This window comes from Actinomadura barringtoniae (genome assembly GCF_017573505.1).
In the GTDB taxonomy this organism is placed as follows: domain Bacteria; phylum Actinomycetota; class Actinomycetes; order Streptosporangiales; family Streptosporangiaceae; genus Spirillospora; species Spirillospora barringtoniae.
This window is the reverse complement of sequence record NZ_JAGEOJ010000012.1, coordinates 69,484-92,067: the sequence shown is the minus strand read 5'-3', so window position 1 is coordinate 92,067 and position 22,584 is coordinate 69,484. Positions and strand designations below refer to the sequence as shown.

Sequence of the window (22,584 nt, the reverse complement as noted above, 5' to 3'; positions counted from 1 at the left end):
CGCGGCCGTCGCTTTCGGATTCCTGTAATTACGGCCATGGGAGACTGGTCCGATGCGCATCGCCCGACAGGAGGATCTGCCGGTCAGGCACGTCGTCCCCGAACTACGGGCGGCCCTGGCCGAACGCGGTGCGGCCGTGCTCGCGGCTCCGCCCGGAACCGGCAAGACGACCCTTATCCCGCTCGCCCTCGCCGACTCCGAAGGGAGAGGCGGGAGGATTCTCGTTCTGGAGCCCCGGAGATTGGCCGCCCGCGCCGCGGCCCGCCGGATGGCGTGGATGCTGAACGAGAAGGTCGGGCAGAGCGTCGGGCTCACCATTCGCGGTGAGCATCGGCCCGGATCGCGCGTTCAAGTGGTCACAACGGGTGTCGTTCTCCAGCGGCTCCAGGACGATCCCGAGCTCTCCGACGTCGGCACGGTCATGCTCGACGAATGCCACGAGCGGCATTTGGACGCCGACACCGCGCTGGCGTTCCTGCTGGACGTGCGCGCCACGCTCCGCCCCGACCTGCGCCTGCTCGCGGCGTCGGCGACCGCCGACACAGGCCCGTGGGCGCGCCTGCTCGGCGACGGCACCGGCGATGGCACCGGCGACGGTGCCCCGGTCATCGAGACCGAGGCCGCCCTGCATCCGGTGGAGGTCGTCTGGGCGCCGCCCGAGCGTCCCCTGCCGCCGCCGCACGGCATGCGCGTGGACCCCGCGCTGCTGGCGCACGTCGCCGCCACCGTCCGCCGCGCGCTGGCCGAACGGGACGGCGATGTCCTCTGTTTCCTGCCGGGTGTGGGGGAGATCGCCCGCGTCGCCGGGCAGCTGTCCGGCGCCGGCGTGGAGGTGCTCCAGGTCCACGGCCAGGCCCCGCAGTCCGTCCAGGACGCGGCGCTGTCGCCCGGCGACCGCCGCCGCGTCATCCTGGCCACCTCGGTCGCCGAGTCCAGCCTGACCGTCCCCGGTGTACGGATCGTGATCGATTCCGGTCTCGCCCGCGAGCCGCGCACCGACCACGCCCGCGGCCTCGGCGCGCTCACCACGGTCCGGGCGTCCCGCGCCGCCGCCGACCAGCGCGCCGGTCGCGCCGGGCGCGAGGCCCCGGGCACGGTCTACCGCTGCTGGAGCGAGGCCGAACACGACCGCCTGCCCGCCCGTCCCCGCCCCGAGATCGAGCTGGCCGACCTCACGACGTTCGCGTTGCAGATCGCCTGCTGGGGCGAGCCGGACGCGAGCGGTCTCGCCCTGCCCGACCCGCCGCCCGAGGCGGCCCTGCGCGCCGCCCGCGCCGGGCTCCAGGCCATCGGGGCGGTGGACGACGACGGCCGCGCCACCGATCGTGGCCGCCTGCTCGCCCGCGTCGGCGTTCACCCACGCCTGGCGCGCGCCCTGGTGGACGGCTCGGCCGACGTCGGCGCCCGTACCGCCGCCCAGGTCGTGGCGCTGCTGTCCGAGCCCCCGCCGCGCGCCGCCGGCGACGACCTGACCGCCGCGTGGCGTTCGCTGCGCCGGGGCGGCCCGCCCACCGACGCGCACGCCGCCCGCTGGCGCGACGAGGCCCGCCGGCTCGAAACCGCCCTCGCGTCGATTACGCCCGCCTCTCGAGACTCCCGCGACCGAACGCCCGCCGCCGATCGCGCCGACCGCGATCGCGCGGCCGCCGCCGATCGCGCTGCCCGCGGTCGTGTGGCCGCCGCCGGTCCCGGTGCCCGCGATGCCCACGGCGCCGCCGATGCCCACGGCGCCGCCGAGGCCCACGGTGCCCGCGATGCCGGGGGCCTCGCCGTCCACCACGGGCGCGGCGATGACGCGACGGCGGGGCGGATCGTGGCGCTGGCGTTTCCGGAACGGGTGGCCCGGCGCCGGGGCGGCGGCTACCTGATGGCGTCCGGGACGGGCGCGGAACTCCTGGGGGAGGGGTCGGCGCTCGCGGCGGCGAAGGCGGAGTGGCTGGCGATCGCCGTGGCCGACCGGCCCGCCGGGGCCGCGTCGGCGAGGATCCGGGCCGGCGTCGTCATCGATGAGGAGATCGCGCGGCTGGCCGGTGAGGCCGGGTGGGAGGACGAGGTCGTCTGGCGGGACGGCGACGTCCGCGCACGGCGGGTGGAACGGCTCGGCGCGATCGAGCTGAACGTCCGGCCGCTGAAGAACCCGGATCCGGCGCTGGTGCGCAAGGCACAGGCCGACGGGCTGCGGGCGCAGGGGCTCTCCCTGCTCAACTGGACGCCGGGCGCGGTCGCGCTTCGGGAGCGCCTCGCGTTCGCCCACCGCGCGCTGGGGGAGCCATGGCCCGCGATGGACGACGCGTCGCTGCTGGAGCACGCCGAGGACTGGATCCAGCGCGACTTCAAGAAGATCGACGTCGCGGGCGCGCTGCGCGGGCTGCTGCCCTGGGAGTGCGCCGCGCGGCTGGACGAGGTGGCGCCGGAACGGATCGAGGTGCCCTCGGGCTCGAAGATCCGCGTCGACTACTCGGGCGAGCAGCCCGTGCTGGCGGCGAAGCTGCAGGAGCTGTTCGGTTGGGAGGCCACGCCCAGGCTCGCGGGTGTCCCACTGGTCGTGCACATGCTGTCGCCCGCCGGGCGGCCCGCGGCGGTGACCGCCGATCTCGCCTCGTTCTGGCGCGAGGGCTACAAGGCCGTACGCGCCGAGCTGCGCGGCAGGTATCCCAAGCACCCCTGGCCGGAGGACCCGGCGCAGGCGGTCGCGACCAAGCGCACCAAGCGGCCCTGACCAATGCGCCGATCTTGCTCTCAGCGCCCTCAATTCCGGGATGAAAGGGCGCTGAGAGCAAGATCGGCGTGGAGTCAGGAGTGGCGGGAGCTGATCAGGGCCTCGATGCCGTCCAGGATGCGGGCGAGGCCGAACTCGAAGGCGTGCCGCGGCCCGACGGCCCCCTGGTATTCGATCGAGGACGCGGTGCCGACCCGGCTGCCCAGCGGGTAGGCGCCGGGTTCGATGAGCTCGGCCAGCACCGGGCCGGTCTTGTCCCACCACTCCTGCTCGGTCATGCCCGTGCGCTGCGGCGCCTGGGCGACGTGGACCGAGGTCCGCGCGGTGCTCTCGGCGTGGCCGTCGACCAGGGCGACGACCGAGTCCATCTCCACGTCGGTGAGGCCCAGGCCCTCGACCGCGCGCAGTTCGTACTCGTACTTGTCCAGCAGGTTGGGGCCGAGCGGCGGGCGGCCGGTCGAGATCTCCAGCAGCCACGGGTGGCGGTGGTAGAGGTCCCAGTTCTGGTGGGCGATGTGCTCCAGCGCCGCCCGCCAGGGCGCGTCCTGCGGCGGCGGGACCAGCTCGCCGATGACGCGGTCGAGCATGAGGTCGACCAGCTCGGCCTTGCCCGGCACATAGGTGTAGATCGACATCGTCGAGACCGCGAGCTCCTCGGCGATGCGCCGCATGGACAGCGCGGCCAGGCCGACCGCGTCGGCGAGCTCGATCGCGGTGGTGGCGATCCGTTCGGCGGTCAGCTTGGGCTTCGGGCCGCGCCGTGGCGGCGGCTCGACGCCCCACAGCAGCTCCAGGCTGCGCCGCGGGTCGCCGCTCCCGGTGTACTCCGTCGTCACGATCACCATCGTAGGCCGCGCGGGATAAAACTCTGTATGGTGTACGTTATATTTATTCCGTACGTCGTACAGAGTTGGAGGCGTCATGGATTCCCCCTCACCCGCGGTGCTCGCCGAGGGCCTGACCAAGAGATACGGCGACACGGTCGCGCTGGCCGGGCTCGACCTGACCGTCGAGCCGGGCACGGTGCACGGCGTTCTCGGCCCGAACGGCGCGGGCAAGACCACCGCCGTCCGCATCCTCACCACGCTCACCCGGCCCGGCGGCGGCACCGCCCGGGTCGCCGGGTTCGACGTGGTGCGCGAGCCCGCGCGGGTCCGGGCCGCGATCGGGCTCGTCGGGCAGCACGCGGCGGTCGACGAGATCCTCGGCGGGCGGCAGAACCTGGTGATGTTCGGACGGCTCCACCACCTCGGCGTGCGCGCGGCGCGGACCCGGGCCGAAGAGCTGCTCGAACGGTTCCGGCTGACCGACGCGGCGGACCGGCCCGCCGGGGCGTACTCGGGCGGTATGCGGCGGCGCCTCGACCTGGCCGCCAGCATGATCCTCGCGCCGCCCGTGCTGTTCCTGGACGAGCCGACCACCGGCCTGGACCCGCGCGGACGCAACGAGGTGTGGGAGTCGGTGCGGACGCTGGTCGGCGGCGGGACCACCGTGCTGCTCACCACCCAGTACCTGGAGGAGGCCGACCAGCTCGCCGACCGGATCTCGGTGATCGACCACGGCCGGGTCATCGCCGGGGACACCCCGGACGGCCTGAAGGCCCGCATCGGCGGCGACCGGATCGACGTCGTCGTCCGCGACGCCGCCGACCTCGCCGCCACCGCCGAGATCATCGGGCGGATCGGTGGCCGGGGAGCCGACGTGCACGCCGACACCGGCCATGTCGGCGCCGCCGTCACCGACCGCGTCGCCGCCCTGACCGAGGCCGTACGGGCACTGGACTCGGCCGGGATCGCGGTCGAGGACATCGGCCTGCGCCGCCCCACCCTCGACGAGGTCTTCCTGCGCCTCACCGACGACCAGGAGGTCACCGTATGAGCCAGTACGCGAGCCAGTACGCGAGCCGGCGCTCGAGCCGGTACGTGACGACGGCGCGGTGGGCGGTCGCCGACACCTGGACCATCACGCTGCGGACCCTGGCCCACTGGGCGCGCCGCCCCGACCAGATCATCATCGGGCTGCTGTTCCCGGTGATGGTCGTGCTGATGATGGGCTACCTGTTCGGCGGCCAGATGGAGGTGCCCGGCGGCGGGGACTACCGGGAGTTCATCATGCCGGGCATGTTCGCCATGACCATGGTCTTCGGGACCGAGGCGACGTTCAGCGCCGTGGCGACCGATGCCTCCAAGGGCGTCACCGACCGCTTCCGTTCGCTGCCGATGTCGCCGTCGGCCGTGGTCGCGGGGCGCTGCGTCGCCGACATGCTGAACTCGGTCGTCTCCCTCGCGGTCATGATCGTCTGCGGGCTGCTGGTCGGGTGGCAGTGGAACGAGGGGATCGGCAAGGCGCTGGCGGCGTTCGGGCTGCTGCTGGCGTTCCGCTTCTCGCTGCTGTGGATGGGCGCCTACCTCGGCCTGATCGCCAGGGGACCGGAGTCGGTGATGGCGGTCCAGATCCTGGTCTGGCCGATCAGTTTCCTGTCCAGCGCGCTGGTCGCCCCCGCCACCATGCCGGACTGGCTGGGCGCGGTCGCCGAGTGGAACCCGATGTCGGCCACCGCGACCGCCGCCCGCGACCTGTTCGGCAACCCCGACGTCGCGGGGGACTCCTGGGCCGCCCAGCACAGCGTGCTGCTGGCGGTGGCGTGGCCGCTGGTGATCATGCTGGTGTTCCTGCCGCTGGCGGTACGCCGCTACCGGCGTCTGGGCGCCTGAGCCCGACGAAGTCGGCCGGGGGGTGTGGGGGGTCGGCCCCCCTCGGGGAAGTACTGATCCGATCCCATAACCTGGAGCGCGTGACTGCCAAGAGCCCCCGGCTGATGCTTCCCGGACTGCGCGAGGTGTACGAGGCGTTCGTCCGGGCCGCGGGCGAGCTCCCCGCGCTGCCCGGCGCGCTCCAGGCGGAGGTGTGGACCTCCTCCCAGCTCGGCGCTCTCGAGGCCGCCGCCCCCCACGCCGAGGGGCGGCGCGCCGCGCTGGGCGACCTGATCACCAGCATGAGCGCTGCCGGGACGCCCGGGGCGTACGCGTTCCTGCGCGCGCTGGAGGCGATCGGCCCGGATGAGGCCCGCCGCACCGCGGGCCGCGCAGCCGACGGGGTGCGCAACCTCGCGGCCGAGCCGTCCTGGCTGAGCGCCCTCGGCAGGGTCACGCCGAGCCAGGTCTGGCTGATCCAGGAGGGCCCGCTGGACGGCGACCGCCTGGTCTGCGAGTTCCGCTACGAGGACGGCGGCCTGCACGCGCTGGCCGTACGGCTGACGCACGGGGAGGTGCCGAGCGAGATCGTCATCGTCGGCGACGTCCCGGCCCTGATGACCGCCGCGCGGCAGGCGATGCAGGCCGAGCTCTGCGTCGTTCAGCCGTACGACGCAGAGCTCGTGGGGACGCGGCTGCGGAGCGCGCTCCAGGACGGCGGAGACCTTCCGGAGGACTGTTACCCGGCGCTCGCCCTCGCCCGCCACCGCGCCTCTCTCCTGCCGGGCGGTGTTTCACAACCCCGGCCTACGGCCTCGCCTGGCGGCTCGGCCTAACCGGGCTCAGGCAAACGCGACATCGCTTCGCGATCTGAGCCGGGGAGCTCGCCTCCGGCGTCACTCCCCGACTCAGGTAACGCGTTTGCGCGGTGGCCGGGGTCGTCGTGAAACACACCCGGGGTCCCGTGGGTCAGACTGTCGGTATCTTGAGCAGGATCCGGCCACTGGCCGAATCGCGGACTTCGAACCTGGTGATCTCGTTCGGCTTGAGTGCCGTCCCGCCCTCCAGCGTGAGCGCCGGAGCGGGCGAGTCGGCGAAGCCGTAGCCCTTGGGCGGCACCGACCAGCCCGACACCGTCCGGTCGTTGCCCGCACGGTCGATCGCGACCAGGGTGCACTCCAGCGGGCCCTTGACCTTGCCCAGCTTGAGGCCGACGCGGCTGCCCCAGCCCTTGCCCTCCATCGCCACCGTTCCGGACACGCCCGTCGCGGCGTCGGTGGCCGAGACGTGGTGGCCGTTCTGCAGCAAGGCCTCGACGCTGGCGGCCGGGGCCGCGGGAGGCGCGGCGGCCGGCGGCGCCGGGCTCGGGCTCTTGTCGTCGCCGGTCATGGTCAGCCCGGCGCCGAAGGCCCCGGCGAGGAGCACGATGCCCGCCGCCGCGCCGACCAGCGCGCCGGACCTGCGGCGGCGCCTGTCGGCCCGCTCCCGGTAGCGCAGCATGTCGGTCACCACGGCCGGGTCGGGCGTGGGCGGCGCGGGCGCGGGCTCCTCGATGGGCGACAGCCCGTCCAGCGTGGCCGCCACCCCGCGCAGCACCGCCAGCTCCTCGTGGCACTGCATGCAGGTGGACAGATGCGCCTCGAAGGCCCGCCGGTCGGGCTCCTCGAGCAGACCGAGGACGTAGGCTCCGACGTCGATGTGCTGGATGCTCGCGTTCACGGCGTGACCCCCCTCTCCTCCAGGGCGACGCGCAGTGCTCTCAGCGCGTAGTAGACACGGGACTTCACCGTTCCGACCGGAATCCCCAGATGCTTGGCGGCCTCGTTCACGGTGCGGTCCCGGAAGAAGGTCTCGTTGAGGATCTCCCGGTGCGCCGGGGACAGCGCGAGGAGAGCCTCGGAGACGACGACCGATCTCAGGAGGTCCTCCAACCCGTCGGGGGCCCGCATGTTCTCCAGCGGCCCCTCGCCGGCCTCCTGCGGCCGGGCGTTCTTGCGGCGCTGGTCGTCGATGACGATCCGCCGCGCCACGGTGGCGAGCCAGGGCAGCAGCGAGGTCGCGTTGGCGTCGAGCTGGTGCGCGCTGCGCCAGGCGCGGATCATCGTCTCCTGGACGACGTCCTCGGCCCAGTGGCGGTCGCCGCCGGTGAGCCGCAGCACGAACGACAGCAGCGGCCGGCCGTACACGCGGTAGAGCTCGGTGACGATCACCTGGTCGTCCACGGCGTCCGCGCGGGACCCGCGGAACCAGCTCCAGGGGCCGGTGCCGGCGCGGTCGGGCGGCGCCGCGGTGGGGGATCTGTGGGCCATCGGGGTTCTCCGGGCGGGGTGAGGACCGAGGGGTCGGGGGTCAGTAACCGGTGGTGCCGCCGGTGTTGGGGGCGTTGGGGGCGCTGCCGCCGCCGGAGGTGGCTCCGCCGGTGGCACCGTTGCCGGTTCCGTCGCTGTTGCCGTTGGTTCCGTTCGTGGTTCCGTTCGTTCCGCCGGTGTCGCTGCCGGCGCCTGGTCCGGGCTTGACGGCGGCACCGGGGTCGATCCCCGCGCCGTTCAGCAGCCGCGCCCGGGTGCCGATGGGGGTGCTGGCGAACCAGGCGCCCGCGATGCCCTGACCGTGGGCGTCGCCGGGTCCCTCGTCGCCGATGTAGCGGTACATGGGCCAGCCGCCGACGGTGAGCTGCCAGCTCCCGCCGGGCCGCGCGACCCTTCCGATCACGGCACGGTTGATGCCGGTGAGCTTCATGCCGGGGGACCAGGGCTCCGGCGGCCACAGCCGCGTGCACTCGCCCGCGCAGTTGGAACGCGAGGGACGCGCGGTGTCCCTGTCGTAGCGGTAGAGCGTCCGGCCGCCGCCGTCGGCGAGGATCCCGCCGAGCCGGGGGTTGGCCGAGATGCGGATGCTCTGCGCGCTGGACGGTGCGTCGGTGATGACGACGTCGGCGCCCGGCTCGGGCGACTTGCCGCCGGCGCCGGTGATGGCGTGCGAGGAGTGCCCGGTGTAGCCGGCACAGGAAGTCAGCGCCACGCACGCGGCCACGGCGGCGCCCGTCCCGGCGGCCGATCGCTGGAGCCTCATGGTGTGCTTCCTCCGCTGTGAGCCGTGGTGGCCCTGAGTGTCATGTCGCGAGGAAGTACGGAGGCGGCGGCGGCCGAGGTTCAACGGGATGACGGTCTGTCGCTCTGTGGAGTGACACCGGACCCGGTCACCTGTCATTCGCCAGAGGGACTGTGGCGAGTTTGGAACGAAAGGCTTACCTAACGGTGCCAAAGGCCTCTAGCGAACGTCCAAGTTCATGTATGAGCGCATCACACGAGAACGGAGGAGGTGCCTCCCACACCATCGGTGGTCCTCCGCCACGCAACGCTCACTCCGCAGTTGGAGCGAATGAGGGCAGCGGGCCCGATTTGCTCGGAGGACCGGAAGGCGATGGAGTGAACAGCTACGGACACCTGGTCTACCGTCTGCTGCTGGCGGTCGACATCCAGGCCTACAGCAAGCGGGACACCCGCGAGCAGCTGCTCGCGCAGCAGCACCTGTCCGACGCACTCGACAGCGCCGCCAAGGGGGTCGGCCTGGACCGCACGGCATGGGCCAAGCAGGTCGGCGGCGACGGTGAGCTCGCCACCCTGCCCGAAAGCGTGGACGCGGCGACCGTCGCGGGCGACTTCGTCATCCTGCTCGCCGCCGCGCTGGACGAGGTCAACCGGAGCGGCGCGGCGCGGCTGCCGCTCCGCGTGCGCCTCGCCCTGCACCACGGCACGCTCACCGAGGGACCGTTCGGCCCCGCGGGCGACGCGCCGATCGTGGTCCAGCGCCTGCTGGACGCCGGCCCGCTGCGCCGGCTCCTGGTGGACGACCCGGACCGCGACGTCGCCTACGTCGTGTCAGACACCCTCTTCGAGGACGTCGTGGCGACAGGCTTCTGCGCGCTGCCGCCGCAGCAGTTCCAGCCGATCAAGGTCATGGCGAAGGGCACCGCGTTCCGGGGCCACATCTTCACGGGGAAGGCGGCACACGGGGATTTTAAGGACGGCGAGCGGGACGGTCCGGGCGGCCGGCACGGAGGGCGCCGCGACGAGGCGACGCTGTACGACTTTCCGGCCCTGGCCGTCCGGTAGTCCGCGGCGCGAGGCACGATGGGGTGATGAGCCGCTGGACGTGTCCTGAGTGTGAACGGGAGTTCGGGCTGGTACGGCAGTCGCACGTCTGTGCGCCGGGCTGCACGGTGGAGGAGACCTTCGCCGGGCGCCCGCCGTACCAGCGCGAGATCTACGACGCCCTCCTCGCGTACGCGCGGGGCCTCGGGCCGGTGCACGCCGACTCGGTGCGGGTCGGCGTCTTCCTGCTGAGCGACCGCAAGTTCGCCGAGATCCGCCCCATGGCCCGCGCGCTGTCGATCGAGCTGTTCCTGCCGCACCCGCTGGTGAACGAGCGGGTCATGCGCGCCGTTCCGATCGGCCGCGGGCGCACCTGGCACAGCATCCGGCTGCGGGGCGTCGAGCAGGTGGACGACGAACTGCTCGGCTGGGTCGGCGAGGCGTTCGACGCGGCGACCGACTGATCCGGGAAGGTTGGGGAGTCCTCCGCGGTTGTCGCGGAGGACTTCGTTAACTCTGGAGAGAGGCGGGCGCATGGCGGACGAACCGGTGGACGAGGCTGGTCTGGCCAAGCTACTCCTGGAGCACAACCTCGGCGTGCTGGTCACGATCAAGAAGGACGGGCGGCCCCAGCTGTCCAACATCAACTATCACTGGGACGAGGACCGGCGGCTGATCCGGATCTCCATCACCGACGACCGCGCCAAGGCGCGCAACCTGCGCCGTGACTCGCGCGCCAGCCTGCACGTGACCAGGCCCGACGGCAAGGCGTACGTGGTCGCCGAGGGCACGGCCGAACTGTCGGACGTCGCGGCCGATCCGCACGACGCCGCCGTCGAGGAGCTGATCGAGGTCTTCCGCGACATCCGCGGCGAGCACCCCGACTGGGACGACTACCGGCTCGCCATGGTCGCCGACCGCCGCGTGGTCGTCCGGCTGCACGTCGAGCGCCTCTACGGCTTCCCCGGCTTCGGCTGATCCGACGTCGGCTGATCCGACGTCGGCCGATCCGGCTTCAGCCGATCCGACGTCGGCCGGGTCGGCGGTTTGCCTGGTCGGCGGTTCGGCCGGTCTGCGGTTCGGGGGCGGCTACCTCCGCCGGAGAAGACGGCCGCCGCGAGCTACCCCGCTCGGAGTAGCGGCGAAGCCGCCGCCGATGCGATGTGGCGGCCGGCTGAGCCCTGTCACCGTCTGCTGCATGACGTCGACAGTGAGCAGCCCCGCCACCGCGCCCCGGACCGCACGCGGGCGCATGTCGCCGCGCGTGCGCAAGGCGAACCTGGTCCTGCACGTGATCGTCTCGGTGTCATGGCTGGGCCTGGACATCGGCCTGCTGACGCTGACGATCGTCGCCCTGACCACCGACGACACGATGACGCTGCGGGCGGCCTACGTGGCGATGCGCCTGTTCGGCGACATCCTGCTGATCCCGGTCGCGCTGCTCACCCTGGCGACCGGCGTCGTGCTGTGCCTGGGTACGCACTGGGGCGTCACCCGCCACTGGTGGGTGCTCGCCAAGCTGGGGCTGACCCTCACGGCCGGCACCCTCACGATCTTCTCGTTGCGGCCGGGCCTGCACGAGGCGGCCCGGGCGGCGCTGGCCACCCCGGCCGACCACGGCACCGCCCAGCACCTCGTCCCGCCGATCGTCTCGCTGACGATGTACGTGACGATGACGCTGCTGTCGATCTACAAGCCGTGGGGCCGGACCCCATGGGCCCGGCCCGGCAGGCGGTGAGCGGTGAGCGGTGAGCGGTCAGTGGACCTGGCCGGTCGGCCGTACGACCACCGAGTTGATCTCGACCCCGGCGGGCTGGGACAGCGCGTACTCGATCGCCGCGGCGACGGTGTCGGCCGTCATGAACGGCCCGTCGGGGATGCCGCCCTCGCGGCTGTCCCAGAACGGCGTCTCGACCCGTCCGGGCGCGACCATCGTGACGCCGACGCCCGAGCCGGTGACCAGCACGCGCGCGTTCTCGGCCAGCGCCGACACCGCCCACTTGGTCACCGAGTACATGTTGCCCGGCGTGTTCTTCACCCCGGCCGTGCTGCCCACCAGCACGATGCGGCCCTTGCTCTCCTTCAGTGCGGGCAGCGCCTCCTTGATCAGGACGGCCGGGCCCAGGACGTTGACGTTCAGCATGTCCCGCCACTGCTCGGGATCGCCGCTCTCCAACGTGTCGTGGGTGGACAGCCCGGCGTTCGCCACGACCGCGTCCAGCCGCCCGAACTCCCGTACCGCCGCCTCGACCGCCGCCCGCACCGCGCCGGGATCGGCCGAGTCGCCCGGCAGCGTCAGCAGGTCCGGCCCGGCGCCCGCCTCGGTGGCGAACTCCTCCAGCCGCTCCTTGCGGCGGCCGGTGACCGCGACCCGGTGCCCCCGGGCCAGCAGGCGCCGGGTCGCCGCCGCGCCGATGCCGGTGCCGCCCCCGGTGATCAGCGTGACCGGCCCATCGGAACGTTCCGTGCTCATCGAACTCCTCAGTTACGCCAGGAACCACTTCAGGTGATCGACGCTATGCCCGGCCCAGGGGCGGCTGCCAATCGGGACGCCGATACCTGCCATAGGTCAGTTCCTCCCGAGGGGGGACGACCCCCCACACCCCCGGCCGACTTCGTCGGGATCAGCGGACGCTTCAGCGCACGCCACAGAGCAGCCGGTTGTCGCCGCGCTGCCAGAGCGTGCCGACCTCGGCGAACCCGGCCTCGCGCAGCACCTCGATGTGGGTCGAGAGCAGCCCGGACTCCGAGCCGTGGTGGGCGACGGCCGAGTCGTCGCGCTCGTCCTTGAGCTCGCCGAGCACCGGGTCGGCGGCGACCGCGTCCCACCACTGCCCCCACTCCTCCGGCGGGTTGCCGCCGAAGCGGCGCTCCTTGGCGCGCGCGCCGAGCGCCCGGTCGAGCGCGTGGATGGACGGGGCGGCGTCCTCGACGTAGAAGTTGTCGCCGTTCAGGAAGACGCCGCCCGAACGCATCACGGTCGCGAGCTCGCCATAGGTGACGCGCAGCTCGGACCCGGAGATCCAGTGCAGCGCGGTCGTGCTGACGGCCACGTCCACCTGGCGGTCCAGGCGGAGCCGCGCGGCCCAGCCGGGGACCCGCAGGTCCAGGTCGACGAAGCTGAGGTTGCCGCGGCCCTCGTGCAGCGCCTTGCCCAGCGACAGCAGCAGGGGGTCGGCGTCGATCGCGATGACGGTGGCCTGGGGGAGCCGCTCCAGCAGGCGGTCCGACAGCGAGCCGGGGCCGCAGCCGAGGTCCAGCACGAGCGGGTCGGGACGGCCCGCGCCGGCCTCGACGGCGTCGATGATCGCGGTGAAGCGCTCCTCGCGGTCGGGCAGGTAGCCCTCCTGCTGGCGGTCCCAGCGCGTGATCCAGCGGTCGGCGACGTCGCGGGTGAGCGTGGTCATGGACCCTCCTGTAACTGTCATGTAGCCTCTTGGCAGTGACAAGAGCACGCTAGCCCGGAAGGTAGTAACTGGTCAAGTGAACTTCAACAGTCACGCGGACACCGTGGTGGCCAACGCCGTCGCCATGGTCAACGTCCTCACGCCGGGGGAGCGGCGCGGCAAGCGCTATCCGCTGCCCTCGCCCGCCGAGCTGATCGACGCCCTGGCCAAGGAGATCTCCGACGGGCAGCGGTTCGAGGAGTCCGAGCTCGACGACCTCGCCGGTGTCGCCCGCGAGCTGCGGGTGGTGTTCGAGGCGATCGCCGCGGGCGACGTGGACACCGCCGCCGAGCAGGTCAACACGATCCTCGAGGAGACCCGGCCCAGGCCGCACCTGTCCCGCCACGACGGCGAGCCCTGGCACGTGCACTTTCACGGCGAGGCCGGCGGCGTCGCGGCCGACCGCGGCGGACCGTCGGCCACCGGGCTGGCGGTCGTGCTGGGCAGCGAGCTGTACGACCGGCTCGGCGTGTGCACCGCGCCGCACTGCGACCGCGTCTACGTCGACTCCTCGCGCAACGGCACCCGCAGATTCTGCTCCACCGCCTGCCAGAACCGCGTGAAGACCGCGGCGTTCCGCGCCCGCAGCCAGTCCTGAGGTCCACCGGCCCGCATTCCTGATCTCCGGGCTGAGGATCATTCGCCCCGGTGTGACGTTCCGTCTCCCGGCTGTTTCCCTTCGCGCACATTCGTGTCACGCTGACGGCGATCTCGACCGCGGGGAGACACCGCATGTGCGACGACCCGATGCTGCCGCCCACCGTCCGGCGGGCCCTCGAGGAGTACCGCGCCCTGCTCACCGAGCACGGTCCCGGCTGGGGCGAGGACCCGATCATGTACGTCAAGGAGATGGGGATCAACGCGTTCGTGCCGGACACGACGCTCTTCTACCTGAACCTCATCGCGCAGGCGGCCGCCCGGTACCCCGGCGCCGGTGACGAGGAGCTCGCCGCGCGCATGGTCGAGCAGGACTTCGTCCGCCTCGCCCGCGACACCCTCGGCGGCAAGGTCTCCGACAACCTCGCGGCGCTCCGGCTGACCCCCGGCGGCGCGTCCGTGGAGGCGAACCCGCAGGCGGTCCTGGACGGCGTCCCGCTGCGCACCCACCTCCTCGTCGACTCCACGCTCGACCGCCCGGCCGTCGTCCAAGCCGCCGGGACCGCGCACGAGATCGAACCCGGCGGCGCGCACCTCATCCCGATCGCCTCCACCGACGAGGTCAGCGTCGACGGCGAACCGGTGTCGCTGGCCCCGCTCACCCGCTCCGCCGCGCCCGCCGTGCTCCGCCTGCGCGCCGGCCTCCCGTGCCGCTGGACCGTCGTGGGGGAGAACGAGCAGGGCTGGTATCCCGAGGGCGCCTCGCTCAACCGCGACGCCGACCACATGCCCTACTTCCACGGCGACGACCTCACCCTCGACGTCCCCGCCGAGCCGCTCACGATCCGCGTCACCCGCGGCATGGAGTACGAGACGCTCGAACGCGTCGTCACACCCGAGCCCGGCGCCGAGACCCTCGTCGAGCTGACGCCCACCCGCATCTACGACGCGGCGGCGCGCGGCTGGTACGGCGGCGACATGCACGTTCACATGAACTGGGCGGGCGACACCGTCGGCACCCCCGCCCAGGCCGCCGCGCTCCAGCACGGCGAGGACCTGCACGTCCTCAACCTGGTCGCCGGGAACGTCGCCTCGGCCCGCGTCTACGACCGCGAGGCGCTGGAGCACTGGGCGGGCCAGGACCTGCCCTGGTCGGACGCCACCCACATCGCCCGCCTCGGCGTGGAGTACCGCAACGACCTGCTAGGCCATTTCTACGCGTTCGGCCTCGACGACCCGCCCGACCGCTACCACACCGGCTTCGAGGGCACCGTGGACTGGCCGCCCAACAGCGCGGCCTGCGTCGAGCTGCGCGGCCTCGGCGCCGTCATGGGCTACAGCCACCCGTTCCACTTCCCGATCGAAGAGGACGACCCGCCCGTCAAGGCCCTGTCGGCCGGCCGCAACTGCTCGGCCCGCGAGCTCGTCGCCGACGCCGCCCTCGGCCTGATCGACAGCCTGGACGTGCTCAGCCACTCATCGATCCAGACCACGGCGATCATGTACCACCGTCTCCTGGGCGCCGGGAACAGGCTGGCGGTCACCGCCGGCACCGACACGATGTTCTCGTTCAACCGCCGCAGCACCCAGTCCAGCCCGCCCGGCTGGGAGCGCGTCTACGCGCGCGTCGAGGGCCCCCTCACGGCCGGCTCGTTCGCCGAGGCGATCCGCCGCGGCCGCACGTTCGGCACCACCGGCCCGTGGCTGGAACTGGAGGTCGGCGACCGCGGCCCGGGCGACACCCTCGACCTGGCCCCGGGCGACCGCGTCACCGTCACCGCCCGTTCGATCGGCCCCGAGGTCGTCACCCTCCAACTGCGCACCGCCGACGGAGTCATCGCCGAGGGCCCGCCACCCGAGCTCACGACCGAGCTGACCGTCACCGACGCCACCTACGTGCTCGCCATCGCGCGCGGCCCCCGCAACCCCCGCTCGTACCACTACTTCGGCTCGTACGCCCACACCAGCCCCGTCTACCTGAACCTCGGCGGCCGCCCCGTCGCCCGCGACCAGGACCTGCGCTGGTGCCTGGACTACCTCGACGGCCTGGAGAGCAAGATCCGTACCCACGGCCGGCTGGCCGGCGCCGACCAGCTCGCCGACCACCTGGCCCTTCTCGACCAGGCCCGCGCCGTCTACCACTCCCGCAGAAAATGAGGCGTGGAGCGAGAGCACCCCGCAGTTCTCTCGCTCCACGCGTTCGTGAGGGTCCCGTTAGGTGAGGTCGGGACCGTAGACCTCCCAGAGCTCGCCCGCGAAGAACCGGCCGAACCTGATCAGCGCACCCGGGCCCCCCGGCCCGTGCGTGCGGAAGGTGGTCAGCTGCCGCGCGAAGTCGGTCAGCTGGATGTGGAGCACACCCGCCCCGGCCACCGGAGCCTCCTCGCCCTCTTCGACATGCCCCTCGTAGAGGTGGAAGTAGAGGGTGGAGGTGTCCGGCCAGATCCGCGTCGGCGGACCGTGCAGGACGTTCTTCTCTCCGGCAAGGGTGCGGAGCCGGCCCTCGGCGTCGGTGAAGTGAAGCCTGTACTTCATCAGCCGCCGTTCCTCCGCGCCCCCCGGCGCGAAGAGGTTGAACCAGCCCCGCTCGACGTCCCGCCTGCCCCCGCAGCCGGCGTTGTCGATCCACCCTTCGGCCCGGGCGGTGTGCTCGGGCTCGTCAAGGAAACGCGCCACGTCGTCGGCGGTGATGGTGAGGCGGAACGACATGCGCTCCTTGCTCTCACTCAGCGCGCCGGCGCGCGGATCGGTGACCCCGTAGGTGACGAACCCCTTCATTTCCTCCGTGAAGGACAGAGACGTCGTCTCGCCCTCCGGCTCGCCCAACGGGCCGGTCTCGCGAACCGGCCCGGCCCCTGTAACAGGCGAGCCCTCCAACAACCGCGTGCTCATCCGGTCGGCGAGCGCGGCGATGGTCAGCGAGGGGTTCGGGCCCACCGGACCGGGCATCGCCGCCCCGTCGGCGATGTAGAGGCCCGGGAACCCGAACACCTCACCGAAGGCGTCGCAGACGCCTTCGTCCACGTGGTCGCCCATCGGTGCGCCACCGAGCGGATGCGCGGTGATGATCCTCTTGCGGAACCACATCGGATTGTCGGCATAGTCGGCGCCAAGGACGTCGGCGATGCCCTGCATGGTCTTGCGGAGCCGCTCGAAGTGCTCCTCGCTGGTCTTGGTCGTCCACTCCGCGTTCAGCCGGCCGTCCTTCAGCTCCAGCACGCCGTCGGCGGTGTCGCGCCCCATCCCGAGCAGCGGGAGCGAGCTGACCGTCAGGGCCCCGTCCCCGATCAGGTCCGACAGCTCCTTGGAGATGTTGGTGTCCGGCGCGTACTTGAACGTCTCCTTGAACCGCCGCCACAGATACTCGACGGCCCGCTCGATCTGCTTGTTGAACTCCAGCGGCTGCACCATCCAGTCCACGAAGCCCGGGTAGCCGCCGTCCTGGATGTAGGCGCCACGGCCCGCCCCAGGAAACCCGTCCAGCTCGTCCGGAAGCCGGATCGTGCTGGTGATGACCGGCCCCCGGCTGGCGTCCAGCGGACGCACCCGGTTGCGGTCCTTGGCCTTGAGCAGGAACGTCAGCAGGTCCCCGTTGCCGCTGAACCGCGTGCCCAGCGCCTTGCTCAGCCCCGGCAGGTTCTTCCGCGACTTCAGCAGTAGGTACGTCGTCCCGTACGTGCCGGCGGCCAGGATCAGCCGGTCGCAGGCGATCGTCTGGACCTTGGACTTGCGCGCCTTGCTCTCCAGGTCCAGGTGGTGGACGTAGTCGACCTCGTACCCGCCACCGTCCCGCGGCCGGATCGCCTTGACCTCGTGCGAGGTCCGGATGTCCGCGCCGTGATGCTTGGCCGCCGACAGGTAGTTGTGGTCGAGACTGTTCTTGGCCCCGTCGTTGCAGCCGATGTCGCACTCACCGCACAACCGGCACGTCCGCCGCGGAACCCCGTGTACGTTGCCGTACCCGGCGTCCACGATCGGCAGCCCGACGCCGGGCTCGGCGCCGCGCTCGGGCGCGAAGCTCACCGCGAGTGGCGGGAGGCTCCAGGCGAGACCGAGCTCCGCGGCCGCGTCCTGCATCGCGTGGGTCTTGGGGGTGTCGTCGAAGGGCGCCCGGTCCAGCGGATAGGGCGTGACGTCCAGCATCTTCTCGACGACGTCGTAGTGCGGGTCCAGGTCCGCGCGGGTCACCGGCCACGACTCGTAGCCGCCGCCCGGCATCTCCTCGTCCTTGACGAACCAGTGCTCGTCCTTGCGCAGCATCACGTTGGCGTAGAGCAGCGAGCCGCCGCCCAGCCCACTGGACACCACTGAGTCGAAGCCGTGGAATCCCCAGACGTCATACATCCCGTACAGACCCTCGGCCGGGTCCCAGAACGCCTTGTTCATCTCGGCAGGGGAGCGGGGGAAGCTGCCCGGAGGGTACGGCTGGCCGCGCTCCATCAGCACGACGCGCTGCCCGGCCTCGGCGAGCCGGTACGCCGAGACCGAACCGCCGAACCCCGAGCCGACGACGACCGCGTCGACCTTCTCCATGGTGTGCTCCTGCTCCGTCAAAGTTCCTGGTCCTGCTGTGCTCAAGCGCTGTGCCGCTTGAAGAAGTCGGCGATCGCCGGGTACACGTCGACGTGCGCGTCCTTTCCGAGGATCGGGTCGATGTGCCCGTAGCCGGGAAGCATCTTCAGCTCGTGCCGGCCTGGCGCGATCTTCTCCAGTCGCTCGTGGCACACGACGTTCGAGTCGGTGAAGATCCTGTTGTGGTCGCCGGTGGTGAACAGGATCGGCGTCTGGATCTCCGCCGCGCGGGCGAAGAAGTCGGTCGGCAGCGCGGACAGGTGCTCGTCACGCGGGTCGAACCGCACCGCCTTGCCGGCCCGCACCATCTTGCGGATGTGCCGGTAGTAGTGGCAGGTCGAGGCGCCGTTGAGGTCCGCCAGCCGGTCGTGGGTATGGGTCTCGGGCGCCAGGTTCTCGTGCATGAAGAACCCCGGCCGCCCGCTGGCCCACATGAAGCTCTGCATGTGGCACGAGGACACGTTGCACTCGGGATGGAACAGCGAGACGCCCTTGGCGAACATCCAGCGGGCGCTGAAGCGCGGGGCCTGTTCGAACCTGGGGTCGATGTAGGGGACGCCGAGCACGTAGTCGGCGAAGACCGGTCCGAGGTTCATCTTCACCTTGGACCACTTGGGCACCCGGGGGGTCAGCGAGACGCTGTTGACGACGACGCTGGCGAAGTCGGTGTCCCTGACCGTACCGCCGAACAGGCTCATGCTGAACGACAGGGCGCCGAGGCAGTGCGCGAAGACGTGGACGCGGCGGTCCCCGATGTGCCGGCGCAGTTCCTTGATCATCGCCGGGTGGTCGAAGAGGGCGATGTCGTCGAGGGAGTACTGACGCCCGGTGGTGTTGTAGGGGAAGATGTTGCTCATCCGGAAGTCGAGCGCCCACACGTCGCCGAAGCCGTTGTCGTGCAGGTAGCTCACCATGTTGCGGATCTCCGGCATGATGAACAGGTTGCTCGAGGACGTCAAGCCGTGGATCAGCAGGACGACGTCGTCGCTGTCCTCGCGGTGGTAGCGGGTCAGCGACAGGCGGACGTCGTCATCGGTGACGAAGGGGTGCGTGCTCACCTTCGCGTCCGTGACTCCGTCGAGTGAGAACCGCGGGATGCGGCCGACCATGTCTCTGTCCTCCTGATCGATGTGGCAACAAGATGTCACTCCCGGGCCTTGTCGCGGCATCGTGGAAAACCCGTACATGGTGACCACGTAGACCGGTCCGCAGGCCAGGGGGCCTTTATGGGGGTGAGAGTCCCGTTAGGGCGTTCAGGTTCGGTTCCGTCCGGACTCGGACGTTTCGCGGTCGCTCGCGAGGGTCAGGGACCCTGGTCGCCGGAGTTGCGGTTCATGACCGTGGCGACCCCGACCCGGGAGCCCACACCGAGCTTGCTGAAGACCCGCGACAGATGGGTCTCGACCGTGCGGACGCTGAGGAACAGCTTCCCGGCGATCTGCTGGTTGGTGCAGCCGTCGGCGACGAGAACGGCGACCTCGTACTCGCGCGGCGACAGGCCGAAGGGGGTCTCGCCGCGCGATCCCGTTCCCGGCCTGGTGCTGACCCGGATGCCGGCCCGGCGCTGCTCGCGGAGCGCCTGCGCGTGGAGGGAGGTGGCCCCGCAGTCCTCGAACGTGGCGGCCGCCGCTCGGAGCGCCTCGCGCGCCTGTTCCGACCGGCCCGCGGCGTGGTGGGTGATCCCGGCGAGCATGTCGGCACGGCCCGCGTCGATCCGGCGCCCCACCGAACGCAGGGCCTCGGCGGCCTCGACGGCCAGCCGGGCGGCCAGCTCGGAGTCCTCCTCGCGGGCCGCGTGCGCCCCGGCGAGCCGCGCGATGCCCGTCGCGGACTGAAGCATGGGGTGGGCGATGCCGTCGGCGATCTCGGCCCAGGTGTGGGCCTCCTTCTGCCGGCCGCGGTCGGCGCTGATCTTGGCCATCAGCTCGGCACAGTCCAGCAGCACGGCCGGGTCCAGCATCGGGGCGGCGGGGTCTCCGCACGCCTCCATGAGGGTGTCGACGCCCGCGTCCACCTGGCCGGAGGCGACCATGGCGACGCCGAGCGCGTACCGGGCGCTCGCTCCCCAGGACTCTCCCGACCCCGGGTCGGCCCGTACCGCCTCCTCGCCGAAGAGCAGAGCCTGGTCGAGGTCACCGGCTTGGCCGGCGGCGAGGGACTGCTGGGTCAGCCCGAAGACCAGGCCCTCGCTGGAACGCATCATGCGGGACACCTCGGTGGCCTCTTCGGCCGCCCTGGCGGCCTCGGGCAGCCGGCCGAGCTCCCGGCAGGCACGGGCCCGCGCGGTCAGCATGTAGGTGATGAACGAGGCCTGGCCGGTGGCGCGCGCGATGTCGATGATGCGGTCCAGGTGGCGGAGCGCGTCGTCGTAGCGCCCCATCATCACCTCGGTCCAGCACAGCCAGGGGAGGGTGTCCAGGCATTCGGCGAGGCTGCCGTCCGGAGCGGCCGTCAGCACGCGGTCCGCGGCCTCGGCGTGCTGGATCGCCTCGGGGATGCGCAGGCCCGCGTAGGCGGGGAGGACGCGCAACGAGGCCACGGCCTCCTTCAGCCCCGGTTGCCAGTCGCCGCCCTCGTCCGGGATGTGGTCGAGCACGGCCTGAGCGCCGCGGATGTCGACGCGCATGAGGCGGTCGGCGACCAGGCGGACCCGCAGCAGGACGGCGGGTGCGGCCTGCGGGTCGGGCATGCGATGCAGCTCGTCGAGGACGAGGGCGCGCGCCTCCTGGTGGCGGTGCAGCTGGCGTTCGATGACGGCGCACAGCTGGACGGCGCGGGCCCGCCGCGCGTGGTCGTCGGCGGGCAGCAGCCGGACCAGCTCACGGGCGGTCTCGCGGCCCTCCGACAGCCGGCCGCTCACGGTCTGCACGTGCACCAGTTCCATGAGGAGGCCGAGCCGCGAGATCTGCTCGCCGTCGTCAGAGGCACCGTCGCCGTCGGCGGCGGTGCCCGCGGCGGGGACTTCGGGTAGCAGCCGCAGAGCCGACTCGAGCCAGTGCGCCGCGGTGCCGGGGGCCTGGGGACCGACCTCACGGGCCGCCTCCACCAGGGTGGCGACCGCCGCCTGGTCGCCGTACCCGGCGGACCGTTCGACATGGTGTGCCCGCAGGGTCGCGGGAGCACCGAGCGCCGTCAGGTGGTGCGCGATTCTCGTGTGCGCGCCGAGCCGCCAGCCCGCGGCCGCCGAGCCGTACGCGACATGCCGCACGAGCGGATGCCGGAAGCGGAACCGCCCGGCCGCCGCGGGCCGGACGATGTCACGGGCGACCAGCTCGTCCAGACCGGCAAGCGCTTCCTGTTCGGGCAGTTCGGCACCGACCGCGGCGATCCCCGGCTCGAACTCGTCCGCGGCGACGGCCGCCGCCTGTGCGACCAGCAGAGCGGTCTGCCCGAGGGAGCCGAGTTCCATCTGCAGGGCCGAACGGACCGCGGGCGGCAGCTCCATGAGGTCGCGCATCTCGGGGACGGCGCCCCATAGCTCCGGGGTCTCCTCGCCGCCGGGCGTCCCGGTCTGCTCCATGCGGGCGAGTGCCTCGAGGTAGAACGGGTTGCCGCCGCTCGCCTTGTACAGCGCCCGGCGCCGGGACCGGCTGATCTGCGGGCCGAGGAACTCCTCCACCTCGGCCGCGCTGAGCGGGTTCACCGGGATGGTGCTGCCGTGCTCGTTGGCGGAGTTGACCAGCGTGGCCAGCCGGGGGGACACCTGGGCGGGCCGGTACGACATGGCCACCAGGACGCGGGCGCGCGGAGGGTGACGCATGAGGTAGTCGAGCAGTTCGACGGAGGCCTCGTCGGCCCAGTGCAGGTCGTCCAGGAGCAGGACGAGGCCCGTGTCGGAGGCGAGTACTTCGAGCAGATGACGGACCGCTCGGTGAAGCTGGTAGCGGGCGACCCTGCCGGGTGCGCCGTCGTCATGGGGCGCGAACCCGGCGGCGCCGGTCGCGGCGGCGGCGGGGGTCAGCGCGGGGAAGACCGCGGCGAGGAGCGGGACCGCCTCGGGCGCGAGCGAGGGACGGTGTCCCTCCAGGTGGTCGTCGATGGCGTCGACCAGCGCGGCGAACGGCATCTGCTGCTCGAACTCGGCGGCGCGTCCCGACAGCACGAGCATCTCGCCGGCGCTCGCGACGGCGGCGAGCTCGGTCAGCAGCCGGGTCTTGCCCGCGCCCGGGTCGCCGGCGAAGGCCAGGAGCTGGAAGGCGCCCGTCGCGGTCGCCTCGAGCGACTCCGTGAGGACCTGGAGCACGTCTTGCCGCCCGATCAGCGGGACCTTGCCAGGACCGGTCCCGCGGCGCTCGTCCGCACGACCTTCCATGTCCACTCCCCAAGTGCCAGGCGCCGGTCGGTACACCAAGCCGACTCGTTGATGACGATCCGTGCGAATGCGTCCATCAAGTGGCGATCCGTACGAATTGTGGGTCACTCTACCGACCCGTCGCGCCGATGTGCTGTAGCCCTCGCCACCT

At 72.2% G+C, this 22,584-nt stretch carries 19 protein-coding genes; 10 read left to right on the top strand and 9 right to left on the bottom strand.

The genetic code is table 11. The features are described 5' to 3' along the window. Positions 1-52: 52 nt before the first annotated feature. Positions 53-2,719: an ATP-dependent RNA helicase gene (locus J4573_RS28365; RefSeq protein ID WP_208258952.1), complete on the top strand. Its 2,667-nt coding sequence runs from the start codon at positions 53-55 to the stop codon at positions 2,717-2,719. Positions 2,720-2,793: 74 nt separating this feature from the next. On the opposite strand, the gene J4573_RS28360 is transcribed toward J4573_RS28365, so the two are convergent. After that, positions 2,794-3,555 (bottom strand): TetR/AcrR family transcriptional regulator, encoded by a 762-nt coding sequence (locus J4573_RS28360; protein ID WP_208258951.1) that lies wholly within the window; start codon positions 3,553-3,555, stop codon positions 2,794-2,796. 85 nt (positions 3,556-3,640) lie between these two features. Between J4573_RS28360 and J4573_RS28355 the strand changes: the two genes are divergently transcribed. The 3 genes from J4573_RS28355 (at position 3,641) to J4573_RS28345 (ending at position 6,248) form a co-directional block, all read left to right on the top strand. Further along, positions 3,641-4,597 (top strand): ATP-binding cassette domain-containing protein, encoded by a 957-nt coding sequence (locus tag J4573_RS28355; protein ID WP_208258950.1) that lies wholly within the window; start codon positions 3,641-3,643, stop codon positions 4,595-4,597. Further along, on the top strand, positions 4,594-5,433 hold the full coding sequence (locus tag J4573_RS28350; RefSeq protein WP_208258949.1) for an ABC transporter permease: 840 nt from the start codon (positions 4,594-4,596) through the stop codon (positions 5,431-5,433). Before J4573_RS28355 ends, J4573_RS28350 begins: the two co-directional genes overlap by 4 nt. 80 nt (positions 5,434-5,513) lie before the next feature. Further along, on the top strand, positions 5,514-6,248 hold the full coding sequence (locus tag J4573_RS28345) for a hypothetical protein (RefSeq protein ID WP_307796959.1): 735 nt from the start codon (positions 5,514-5,516) through the stop codon (positions 6,246-6,248). A 133-nt stretch (positions 6,249-6,381) separates the two neighbouring features. On the opposite strand, the gene J4573_RS28340 is transcribed toward J4573_RS28345, so the two are convergent. Genes J4573_RS28340 through J4573_RS28330 form a run of 3 tightly spaced genes read right to left on the bottom strand, consistent with a single transcriptional unit; the run spans position 6,382 to position 8,484 of the window. Continuing rightward, a complete protein-coding gene (locus J4573_RS28340) occupies positions 6,382-7,131 on the bottom strand; it encodes an anti-sigma factor family protein (RefSeq protein WP_208258948.1) in 750 nt (249 codons plus the stop codon). Next, complete coding sequence (locus J4573_RS28335) at positions 7,128-7,721, bottom strand: sigma-70 family RNA polymerase sigma factor (protein ID WP_243773697.1); 594 nt, start codon at positions 7,719-7,721, stop codon at positions 7,128-7,130. Before J4573_RS28335 ends, J4573_RS28340 begins: the two co-directional genes overlap by 4 nt. A gap of 40 nt (positions 7,722-7,761) precedes the next feature. Then, the gene (locus J4573_RS28330) at positions 7,762-8,484 is read right to left on the bottom strand and encodes a hypothetical protein (protein ID WP_208258947.1); all 723 of its coding nucleotides are present in this window, start codon (positions 8,482-8,484) and stop codon (positions 7,762-7,764) included. A 356-nt stretch (positions 8,485-8,840) separates the two neighbouring features. Between J4573_RS28330 and J4573_RS28325 the strand changes: the two genes are divergently transcribed. From J4573_RS28325 to J4573_RS28310, 4 genes are all read left to right on the top strand, one after another. Then, positions 8,841-9,527 carry a nucleotidyl cyclase domain-containing protein gene (locus J4573_RS28325; protein WP_208258946.1) on the top strand — a complete coding sequence of 229 codons (687 nt, stop codon included), beginning with the start codon at positions 8,841-8,843 and terminating at the stop codon, positions 9,525-9,527. A 26-nt stretch (positions 9,528-9,553) separates the two neighbouring features. Continuing rightward, positions 9,554-9,970: a DUF5655 domain-containing protein gene (locus J4573_RS28320; RefSeq protein ID WP_208258945.1), complete on the top strand. Its 417-nt coding sequence runs from the start codon at positions 9,554-9,556 to the stop codon at positions 9,968-9,970. Between the two features lie 70 nt (positions 9,971-10,040). After that, positions 10,041-10,484 carry a PPOX class F420-dependent oxidoreductase gene (locus J4573_RS28315; RefSeq protein WP_208258944.1) on the top strand — a complete coding sequence of 148 codons (444 nt, stop codon included), beginning with the start codon at positions 10,041-10,043 and terminating at the stop codon, positions 10,482-10,484. A 220-nt stretch (positions 10,485-10,704) separates the two neighbouring features. Then, positions 10,705-11,244, top strand: coding sequence for a hypothetical protein (locus tag J4573_RS28310; protein ID WP_208258943.1), 540 nt, complete (start codon positions 10,705-10,707; stop codon positions 11,242-11,244). A gap of 18 nt (positions 11,245-11,262) precedes the next feature. Here J4573_RS28310 and J4573_RS28305 read toward each other — a convergent pair whose 3' ends face one another. Together J4573_RS28305 and J4573_RS28300 are read right to left on the bottom strand one after the other, a co-directional pair. After that, positions 11,263-11,979 (bottom strand): SDR family oxidoreductase, encoded by a 717-nt coding sequence (locus J4573_RS28305; RefSeq protein WP_208258942.1) that lies wholly within the window; start codon positions 11,977-11,979, stop codon positions 11,263-11,265. A 163-nt stretch (positions 11,980-12,142) separates the two neighbouring features. Next, positions 12,143-12,913, bottom strand: coding sequence for a class I SAM-dependent methyltransferase (locus J4573_RS28300; RefSeq protein ID WP_208258941.1), 771 nt, complete (start codon positions 12,911-12,913; stop codon positions 12,143-12,145). 76 nt (positions 12,914-12,989) lie between these two features. On the opposite strand from J4573_RS28300, the gene J4573_RS28295 reads away from it, so the two are divergent. Beyond that, positions 12,990-13,550, top strand: coding sequence for a CGNR zinc finger domain-containing protein (locus tag J4573_RS28295; protein WP_208258940.1), 561 nt, complete (start codon positions 12,990-12,992; stop codon positions 13,548-13,550). Between the two features lie 134 nt (positions 13,551-13,684). Continuing rightward, a complete protein-coding gene (locus J4573_RS28290) occupies positions 13,685-15,706 on the top strand; it encodes a CehA/McbA family metallohydrolase (protein ID WP_208258939.1) in 2,022 nt (673 codons plus the stop codon). 57 nt (positions 15,707-15,763) lie between these two features. Here the strand turns inward: J4573_RS28290 and J4573_RS28285 are convergent, their stop codons facing one another. The 3 genes from J4573_RS28285 to J4573_RS28275 form a co-directional block, all read right to left on the bottom strand. After that, entirely contained in the window at positions 15,764-18,082 is a 2,319-nt protein-coding gene (locus J4573_RS28285) for a GMC oxidoreductase (RefSeq protein WP_208258938.1), read from the bottom strand. A 41-nt stretch (positions 18,083-18,123) separates the two neighbouring features. Continuing rightward, positions 18,124-19,179 (bottom strand): alpha/beta hydrolase, encoded by a 1,056-nt coding sequence (locus tag J4573_RS28280; protein ID WP_307796958.1) that lies wholly within the window; start codon positions 19,177-19,179, stop codon positions 18,124-18,126. 245 nt (positions 19,180-19,424) lie between these two features. Next, a complete protein-coding gene (locus J4573_RS28275; protein WP_208258936.1) occupies positions 19,425-22,433 on the bottom strand; it encodes a helix-turn-helix transcriptional regulator in 3,009 nt (1,002 codons plus the stop codon). Between the last annotated feature and the right edge of the window lie 151 nt (positions 22,434-22,584).